This is a genomic window from Streptococcus sp. NLN76, from assembly GCF_015686645.1.
GTDB lineage: Bacteria > Bacillota > Bacilli > Lactobacillales > Streptococcaceae > Streptococcus.
In genome coordinates this window covers 1-9136 of record NZ_JADPMS010000053.1, presented here as the reverse complement: position 1 = coordinate 9136, position 9136 = coordinate 1, and the positions used below count along the sequence as shown (strand labels likewise).

The window sequence follows — 9136 nt, the reverse complement described above, 5'->3', positions numbered from 1 at the left end:
TTTTGAAAGACTTTCCAATTGTCTATATTGACGAAACAGGTATTGATACTTATCTATATCGTAAAAATGCCCGTGCACCCAGAGGTGAAAAGATTCACTCTAAAATTAGTGGTCGTCGTTTTGAACGAACTTCTATTGTATCAGGACAAGTTGATCAGACTTTTATAGCTCCAATGATTTACAAAGAGAGTATGACTAGCGATTTCTTTGTAGAGTGGTTTAAACAAGAGCTTCTACCATCTTTAAAGACTCCTCATGTCATTGTTATGGACAATGTAAGTTTTCACCCTAAGAAAATATTAGATAAACTTTCTATCGATGCTGGTCACTTCTTTTTACCTCTACCACCGTATTCTCCAGAATTAAATCCCATTGAGAAAAGTTGGGCTATTTTAAAAAAATCAGTTACAGAATTACTTCGCAAAATGGACTCTATAACTGATGTAATAACATACTATTTAAAAACCAAACAACTATAACAGGGACTTCATATTGTCCTTCATCTATCGGAAACTTTATAATTCGAAAATGCAGTTCATAAAATGGAGGATTACTTCCGTAGCTGATAGAGTCCGAGAGGAAATCAAATCTGGAATTATGGGAGACAAATCGATAATTCTTTTGTTTTGTTTGATTCCTAGACAATTTGATGGCAATCTCTTTTTCAATTGAAGTATTCGGTAAATGATACCTTGATGCAAAAGATTCCGGGCCATTCTGGACACGAATAATCTATTGCCATCCTTTTTCCTCAAAATGCGCCATAAGGTTATAACTCTCATATCCTCTGTCCATGATTACCAGGCTGATTCAAAAGGGAGATACCTCCATCATGTCAATGACTGCCTGTCGCTCATCTGCTTTTCTTTTATCTTGTACTATGACATCCGTATAAATTCCTGAGTTTAGGTCATAAAATGCATTAAGATGAATCAGGTTATACGACTTCTTTCCATCACCACCTTGAAAAGAGGTCCCCTCATCTTTTGGATTTCTAGGAATATTCACGTCACTTCCATCTGCAGCTAAAATAGGGATAGAATCATGCCAGCGAGCTTGTACAAAAGCAGACTCTGTAGTCCAAATATTGGCATCCACAATTCCTTAGAAATAGAATTTCCGGACATACCAAGGATTAGATTCAACATTTTATCGAGAGATAGTTCCCGATTACGAGTAAAATCATGTGGATTATGGAGCAAACTTCGTCTATCTCGCTCAATCACAGTAGCAATACTATTTCGTAGATGCTTCTTTACTTGATTTGGCATTAGAGATACTTCCCTTAGCTTAAGTATAGCAAAAAAGGGATTCCGGAAGTTCGATTAACGAGCTTCCAGAATCCCTTAACTTAATGACATTGGCAATCTAGCCTGTTTTTTTTGAATTCTTAGTGCACTGAATAGTTCGGTGCTTCATTGGTAATTTGAACATCATGTGGATGACTTTCTTTCAAGCCTGCACCACTCATCTCCATAAATTGTGCATTCTCACGAAGTTGAGATAGGTCTCCTGCACCAACATATCCCATTCCAGACCGTAGACCACCGACCATTTGGAAGACAATATCAGATGCAGCCCCTTTATAAGCTACACGACCTTCAATTCCTTCAGGAACCAATTTGTTGGCTTCATTAACAGAACCTTGGAAATAACGGTCTTTCGAACCTTTTTTCATAGCTGCAAGACTTCCCATTCCGCGGTAGGTTTTAAATTTACGTCCTTGGAAAATTTCTGTCTCACCAGGAGCCTCATCGGTACCTGCCAACATAGAACCAAGCATAACTGCATGGCCACCTGCTGCAAGAGCTTTAACAATATCGCCTGAATACTTGATACCACCATCAGCAATGATTGTCTTTCCGTATTCACGCGCCACACCTGCTGCATCATAAATGGCTGTCACTTGAGGAACTCCAACCCCAGCGATAACACGTGTCGTACAGATTGAGCCTGGTCCAATTCCGACCTTAACAACATCAACACCAGCATCATAAAGGGCACGTGTTCCTTCTGCTGTTGCCACGTTTCCAGCAATCAAAGTCTTATCTGGGAATACTTCACGAATTTCGCGAATCTTGCGGAGCACACCAGCTGAATGACCATGAGCAGTGTCGATAACAATTGCATCCGCTCCTGCTTCAAACAAAGCGCGTGCTCGATCAAAAGTATCAGAAGTAACCCCTACAGCTCCGGCTACTAGAAGACGACCATATTGATCTTTAGCTGCATTTGGAAACTCAATCACTTTTTCAATATCCTTGATGGTAATCAAACCAGCCAAAGAACCATCTTCATTTACTAATGGTAGTTTTTCAATACGATTTTGGTGAAGAATCCGTTCAGCTATCTCTAGATCTGTTCCAACGGGAGCAGTTACAAGGTTTTCACTTGTCATGTGCTCACGGATTGATTGACCAAAGTCAGTGATGAAACGCATGTCACGATTGGTAATAATACCGACTAATTTCCGGCTCTCAAGAGTATCTACAATTGGAACTCCACTAATACGGTAACGTTCCATCAACTCATTCGCTTCAGATACAGAGTGGTCCGGTGTCAAGAAGAACGGGTCCATGATAACGCCATTTTCAGAACGTTTAACCTTACGAACCTCTTCTGCTTGTTCTTCAATAGACATATTTTTATGAACAACTCCAAGTCCACCAGCACGAGCCATAGCAATGGCCATACGGCTATCTGTAACAGTATCCATTGCAGCTGAGATAATAGGGATATTCAAGGTTAGATTCGGCGCCAATTGCGTCTTTAGATTAATATCATTTGGCAACACATGACTTTCTGCCGGAATGAGCAAAACATCATCAAAAGTGTAGCCCTTTTTTAGAAACTTAGTATCCCAATTTGACATGGTATTTCTCCTCTTTATTTATCTTTTATCAGGCCAATCCTGATAGGTTTTAAATATTTTATCACTCTTAAATGAATTGTCAACTAATATAACTTAGGATTAGAAATAGCGAATCCCCATTGCTTCCTTGACCTGATCAAGGGTTTCTGCAGCTACAGCCTGGGCAACCTGACTTCCTTTCTTCAGCATGTCATAAACTTGTCCCATATCTTGGGCAAATTCTAATCGGCGCTCGCGAATAGGACCGAGTTCTCTTTCCAAAATTTCTAGTAAGTAACGCTTGGTTTTGACATCCCCTAAACCACCACGTTGGTAGTGGTCTTTCATAGCTTGAATTGTATCCATATCTTCAGGACGTCCAAAGACATCTAGGTAATAGAAAACCATGTTTCCTTCGACCTGCCCCGGGTCCTCCACTCGAATATGGTTTGGATCCGTATACATACTCATAACCTTCTTCTGCAAGGTATCCATGTCATCAGCAAGGTAAATTCCATTTCCCAAAGACTTGGACATCTTAGCATTCCCATCAAGTCCTGGTAAGCGCCCTGCTGATTCATTCTCAGGATAAATTCCTTCAGGCTCCACTAAGACATCCGTTTGATAAATATGATTAAAACTCCGTACAATTTCACGGGTTTGCTCAATCATCGGTTTTTGGTCATTTCCTACTGGAACATAATTAGCCTTAAAGGCCGTAATGTCCGCTGCCTGAGCAATTGGATAGACAAGGAATCCTGTTGGGATACTCTCCCCAAAGCCTTTTTGGGCAATTTCCGTTTTAACTGTTGGATTCCGTTCCAAGCGTGCTAAAGAAACTAAATTCATATAATACATGGATAATTCTGCCAACTCTGGAATTTGACTTTGAATGAAAATCGTACTCTTTTCTGGATCTAACCCAGCTGCTAAATAATCCAAGGCAACATTGCCAATAGATTCCACAATGGTTTGTGGGTCCTTTGCATGGTCTGTTAACGCCTGTTGATCCGCTAAAAATACATACATCTTGTGTTGACCTTGCTCCTGTAACAAGACACGATTTTTCAAGCTCCCAACATAGTGACCAATATGGAGCTTCCCAGTCGGTCTATCGCCTGTTAAAATAATCGGTTTGGTCATAGTTATCCTCTCCTTTTCTATGGTCGAATGATAAAAAGAAAAGCCCACACAGAAAAAACTCTGTGAGGACGATATACCGCGGTGCCACCTCATTTATGGAAAACCATCTCTTTTCATCTATCCGATTGTCAGTTATCAGCCCAATCTTCACCTTGTTCCACACTTGTTTGCAGCAACCACAAGCTCTCTTTAGAGGAAGCAAAATTACTTTTCTGATGCATACTATTTTATAGTCTTCCTTATTTTAAGTCAAGATTTGATAAATGGGCCCCTTTCTAGTAAAATGAGACTAATATTAAAAATAGGAGAAGTCCATTGCTAACAGTATCAGACGTATCATTGCGATTCAGTGATCGCAAACTCTTTGATGATGTAAACATCAAATTTACAGAAGGAAATACCTATGGTCTTATCGGGGCCAATGGAGCCGGTAAATCCACTTTCCTTAAGATTCTCGCTGGGGATATTGAACCAAGCACAGGCCATGTCAGCCTTGGTCCAGATGAACGTCTCTCAGTTCTTCGTCAAAACCACTTTGACTACGAAGAGGAGCGCGTGATTGACGTGGTCATCATGGGAAATGAACATCTCTATAGCATCATGAAAGAAAAAGATGCTATTTACATGAAACCGGATTTTTCTGACGAAGATGGAGTTCGGGCAGCTGAACTCGAAGGTCTATTTGCAGAACTGGGTGGTTGGGAAGCCGAAAGTGAAGCTGCTCAACTGCTCCAAAACCTCAATATTCCTGAAGACCTACACTACCAAAACATGAGTGAACTAACCAATGGTGAAAAGGTTAAAGTCCTTTTGGCCAAAGCTCTCTTTGGTAAACCAGACGTTCTCCTCCTCGACGAACCAACCAACGGTTTGGACATCCAGTCCATTACTTGGTTAGAAAACTTTCTCATCGACTTTGACAATACCGTCATCGTTGTATCCCACGACCGTCACTTCCTAAACAAGGTCTGCACACATATGGCTGACCTTGACTTTGGAAAAATCAAACTCTATGTCGGAAACTACGACTTTTGGAAAGAATCTAGTGAACTTGCAGCTAAATTACAAGCAGACCGTAATGCAAAAGCAGAGGAGAAAATCAAAGAGCTCCAAGAGTTCGTAGCTCGATTCTCCGCCAATGCAAGTAAATCGAAACAAGCAACTTCTCGTAAAAAGATGCTTGACAAGATTGTCCTAGAGGAAATCGTTCCATCTAGCCGTAAATACCCATTTATCAATTTTAAAGCCGAACGTGAAATCGGTAATGATCTCTTGACAGTTGAAAACCTAAGTGTCAAGATTGATGGTGAAGTCATCCTCGACAACATTAGTTTTATCCTCCGACCAGGTGATAAAACAGCTCTCATCGGACAAAACGATATCCAAACAACTGCACTGATTCGTGCCATTATGGGAGACATCGATTATGAAGGAACTGTCAAGTGGGGAGTGACAACTAGTCAAAGTTATTTACCAAAAGACAACTCTAAAGACTTTGCTGGTGACGAATCCATCTTAGAATGGCTACGTCAATTTGCAAGTAAAGAAGAAGATGACAATACCTTCCTTCGAGGCTTCCTAGGAAGAATGCTGTTCAGTGGTGATGAGGTTAACAAATCTGTCAATGTCTTGTCAGGTGGTGAAAAGGTTCGCGTTATGTTGTCTAAAATGATGTTGCTGAAATCCAACGTCTTAGTTCTGGATGATCCAACCAATCACTTAGACCTTGAGTCTATCTCTAGTCTTAACGACGGTCTCAAAAACTTCAAAGAGAGTATCATCTTTGCTAGTCACGACCATGAGTTTATTCAAACCCTAGCCAATCACATCATTGTTCTTTCCAAAAATGGGGTCATTGATCGTATCGACGAAACATACGATGAGTTCCTTGAAAATGAGGAAGTACAGGCTAAAGTTAAAGAACTTTGGAAAGATTAAACACATCATTTATATTTTTAATAAATACACTTCGAGGTCAGGACTAATGTCCTAGCCTCCCTTTTTATATATAGGATACATTATGAAACAGTTACTTAGAAGACACTATCTAACCTTTCTATCCTTCATTATTCCAGCACTTGGAATGCTTCTCCTCTATTATAGTCAGGGAATTTACTGGTCCAGTCCAACATCTCCTTTGCTAGGGGATGGCTTTCACCAATATGTTATCTTTGACACTGCTTTACGAGATATTTTACACGGAAAAGATAGCCTATTTTACAGTTTCACTGCTGGACTTGGTCATAATTTTTATGCTCTTAGTTCTTACTATCTAGGAAGCTTCTTCTCCCCCTTGGTTTACTTCTTTGATGCTAAAACCATGCCCAATGCTGTCTATCTCTTTACAATTTTAAAATTTGGATCCATTGGGCTAGCTAGTTTCATATCGCTCAAGGGGAGCTTCAAAAAACTATCCCCCTTCCTAGCCTTGGTACTATCACTCTGCTATAGTTTCATGAGTTTTACAGTGAGTCAACTTGAAATAAAGACCTGGTTGGATGTCTTTATTCTGGTTCCTTTAATCCTGTATGGTCTTGACAGGCTTGTCAAGGATAATAAAGTAGGGCTTTACTTTGTATCCCTCACTCTCCTTTTAATTCAAAACTACTACTTTGGCTATATGATGGTCATCTTCCTTCCACTTTGGTATTTACTGCAACTAAGTTGGGATTTTAAACAGCGCCTGTCAACTTTATCAAAATTTATCATCACCTCTGTTCTAGCTGGGACAAGTAGCGCCATCATGCTCTTACCAACCTTCTTGGACCTACGAGGCCACGGTGAATCCCTTACAGAGATTGACCGTCTCTTGACAGAGGCTTCTTGGTATCTTGATATCTTTGCCAAAACCTTAGTGGGGGCTTTTGATACTACCAAATACGGAGCCATTCCAATGATTTACATCGGAATCATTCCACTAGTTCTAAGTCTGTGCTTCTTCCTGCTCAAATCCATTCCGTTTCACGTGAAACTATCCTATGGACTCCTTATCAGCTTCTTAATCGCTAGCTTCTACCTAGAATCCCTAGACCTTTTCTGGCAAGGTTTCCACGCGCCAAACATGTTCCTTCATCGCTACTCCTGGCTCTTCTCCCTACTGATTGTCTGGATGGCGGCCACGGTTTTGGAACGACTCGACCAGTTACAATTCAAACAAGTTCTCTTAGCCAGTCTCTTTCTCGGAGGCGGTTGGGGAGTAACCTGGTTCTTCTCAAAAGAGCACTATGACTTCTTGAACTCCACCCAGTTTCTTTTGACGTTTGAATTTTTAGGAGTCTATTTACTGCTCTTCTGGGCTTACAAGAAGGCAAAATTGTCCTCTATCTTCTATACAGTGGCGGTTAGTTTTTTCCTCATCGTGGAACTTGGCTGCAATTCCTTTTACCAAATCCAAGGAATTGCGGCAGAATGGGGATTTGCCAGTCTCGATTCCTACAAAAGAGGACAAGAAGAAATCTTGCAGCTAAAAGAAACTATGGAATCTGGCTTCTACCGAACTGAACTAACCCAAGTACAAACGGGGAATGATACCATGAAGCATAGTCTAAACGGTATTTCACAATTCTCATCTGTTCGAAATCGCTTAGCAAGTGGCACACTGGACGTTCTAGGTTACAAATCATCTGGTAGCAACCTCAACCTTCGCTATCAAAACAACACCATCCTAATGGATAGCCTCTTCGGTATCCGCTATATTATAGGTAAAAATCACCCGCCACGTCTCGGATTTAGCACTTTAGCTAGCGAAGGAGATTATCAACTTGAGGAAAATCAATGGGCTCTACCACTGGCTTTTCTAACCCAAGAAACTTATGAAGATATTAAATTATCTCCGCTAACCTTAGATAACCAAAGAGACCTGCTCCAACATCTGACTGGACTCGACTCTATCCTTTTCGATCAAGTTCCAATTTATGAAAGTAATACCGATCGTACAATCAAAAAAGAAGGAGATGCTCCCCCACAAACAACCTTTGTGGTAGAAGCACCAGCCAACCAGCAGCTCTACCTCAGTCTCCCAAATATCCAATTCCCAGATGAGGAAGACTCTGTCGTACAGCTGCTCATTGATGGTACCTATTACACCTATACGTTGGATAACACCTTTTCCTTCTTCGACTTGGGCTATTTCCCAGAGGCGAAGGAAGTCACCGTCAAACTCTTCTTCCCAGGTGCTACAGAAGCCAGCTACCAAGAACCTCATGTCTATAGTGTCCCACAAGAAAGTTTGGAAGCAATTTTCACTAAGCTAAAAGAAAACCAGACTGAGGTGCACACACAGGGAAATAGGATGGAAATCCGTTACCAAACAGACAAAGAAACCAGCCTCTTTGTAACGCTCCCTTACGACAAAGGCTGGAAAGCCTACCAAAATGGCAAAGAAATTCCAATCCGCCAAGCACAAACTGGATTTATGGCCGTTGATGTTACAAAAGGAACTGGCAAGGTCCAACTGATCTTTGTCCCACAAGGTTTCTACCTCGGCCTCTGGATTAGCCTTACTTCCCTCCTTCTTTTCCTAGCCTACCAGCATTGGCTCAGAAATAAATCCCAGACAAATTGGGACACAAATACTCCTTAAATTTCAACATCCAATGCGATAGTTTATACTTAACTAATTTCAAAATCAGAATACTCGCGGAATTTCAAAAAATGACGAGGACAGCTGATGATGATCGTTCAACAGGTCTCTCAGACCTGTTGGACTATTCCCTTGACTTTCCTAGTCATCTCGTCGAAATTTTTCAAGTATTCTATTTTTGAAATGAAATAAAAAGACGCTTCCAAGCAAGCTTTTAAAGTTCTGAATGGATGCGTCTTATTTTTAGCAAGAAAAAAAGTCGGATAAACTCCGACTTCACCTATAGTCCGTACGGGATTCGAACCCGTGTTACCGCCGTGAAAAGGCGGTGTCTTAACCCCTTGACCAACGGACCATCCTGTCTCAAGGACAAGAATAATTATAGCAGTTCTAATTTGGGAATGCAAGACTTTTTTTCAAAAAATTTTATTTTTATCATTCGAAAGTGATAATGTCTTAAGTAAATCGAATATGAAAATGTCCTCTGTGTTACATTAGAAAGATGAGGAAAATAGTTTTAACAATGTCTGAAGATAAAAAATATCAAGTGATCAAGCAAG

General features: G+C 40.6%; 6 protein-coding genes and 1 tRNA gene. 3 read left to right on the top strand and 4 right to left on the bottom strand.

Annotated elements, in window-relative coordinates; all coding sequences use genetic code 11:
* On the top strand, positions 1–479 hold a 479-nt coding region (locus I1A59_RS08365; protein WP_196092322.1), incomplete at its 5' end, for a transposase.
* A gap of 331 nt (positions 480–810) precedes the next feature.
* Here I1A59_RS08365 and I1A59_RS09710 read toward each other — a convergent pair.
* The 3 genes from I1A59_RS09710 to trpS form a co-directional block, all read right to left on the bottom strand.
* Positions 811–1098 carry a transposase gene (locus tag I1A59_RS09710; RefSeq protein ID WP_196092321.1) on the bottom strand — a complete coding sequence of 96 codons (288 nt, stop codon included), beginning with the start codon at positions 1096–1098 and terminating at the stop codon, positions 811–813.
* 292 nt (positions 1099–1390) lie between these two features.
* A complete protein-coding gene (gene guaB, locus I1A59_RS08355; protein WP_196092320.1) occupies positions 1391–2872 on the bottom strand; it encodes an IMP dehydrogenase in 1482 nt (493 codons plus the stop codon).
* 99 nt (positions 2873–2971) lie between these two features.
* The gene (gene trpS, locus I1A59_RS08350) at positions 2972–3994 is read right to left on the bottom strand and encodes a tryptophan--tRNA ligase (protein WP_196092319.1); all 1023 of its coding nucleotides are present in this window, start codon (positions 3992–3994) and stop codon (positions 2972–2974) included.
* Positions 3995–4309: 315 nt separating this feature from the next.
* Here trpS and I1A59_RS08345 point away from each other — a divergent pair, with 315 nt between their 5' ends.
* Entirely contained in the window at positions 4310–5932 is a 1623-nt protein-coding gene (locus tag I1A59_RS08345; protein WP_196092318.1) for an ATP-binding cassette domain-containing protein, read from the top strand.
* Positions 5933–6014: 82 nt separating this feature from the next.
* The gene (locus I1A59_RS08340; RefSeq protein WP_196092317.1) at positions 6015–8576 is read left to right on the top strand and encodes a YfhO family protein; all 2562 of its coding nucleotides are present in this window, start codon (positions 6015–6017) and stop codon (positions 8574–8576) included.
* Between the two features lie 283 nt (positions 8577–8859).
* Here the strand turns inward: I1A59_RS08340 and I1A59_RS08335 are convergent.
* Positions 8860–8931 (bottom strand) — tRNA-Glu (locus I1A59_RS08335).
* Positions 8932–9136 lie beyond the last annotated feature (205 nt).